The organism is Peribacillus sp. P4_C12, assembly GCF_056402095.1.
On record NZ_JBFUIB010001009.1, the window covers coordinates 1 to 835 of the forward strand.

General features: G+C 35.8%; 1 protein-coding gene. It reads right to left on the minus strand.

Going from position 1 to position 835, the window contains the following annotated elements; genetic code table 11:
• Nucleotides 1–835, minus strand: an 835-nt coding sequence (gene solA, locus AC1DUW_RS30875; protein ID WP_477644458.1) for an N-methyl-L-tryptophan oxidase, incomplete at both ends; no start/stop codon positions are given.

Here is an 835-nt window from a genome sequence, read left to right on the forward strand (position 1 = left end):
GGTCATTGTATAGATGCAGTTTTTCCCATATTTTATTTTTTGACCGGTAGGCATAAATTGTTGTAGGAACTGTACCAAATCTCCCTCATCTTCATCTAATTCACCAAACCCTGCTATAGAATCATCAGGATTAATGTAATTTCCCCCATCATGTCTCCCTAATTTTAAACCACTGTCATTTATACTTGGAAAGCCATAGTATGTACCTACAGACGTATCAAAAGTGAAGGCTGGAAAGTTTTTGTAATTATATAATTCATTTGCTTCAAACCATGCAAATGTTTTTCTAATAGGGGCTAGAGGAACATTTAAGTCTAACATCGCTAAAAGTTTTGGTGACCATGCTCCTGCTGCAACAACTAATGCCTCTGCGTAGAAAGTCTGTTCATCAGTTTTAATCGTAACCCCATTATTATGAACACATATCTTCCTTACTTGGCTATTCACAATGATGTTAGCACCATGTGACTCTGCAAGTTGCTGATACGCTCGAATACAGTCTTCACTTTTTAACACACCTGAAGTCGATTCAAAGCAGCCTATATAATCTTCTGGTAGTGAGATGCCTGGCCATCTTTCATGGATTTGATTTGAATCTAGGATTTCTAATGGTAAATTAAATTTATTTGAACTTGCGATTACTTGCTTAATAAATGTGGATTTTTGACTGCCTGCATTCAGTACACCTGTTGGAAGAAATAACTGTTTATCCGTAAGTTTTTCTAAGTCATTCCATAGTTTTTGAGATTTAAGTGCCAAAGAAACATACTCTTCCCCTTCACCATAAGCATGTCTTATAATTCTTGTTTCTCCATGATGACTACCTTTATTATGA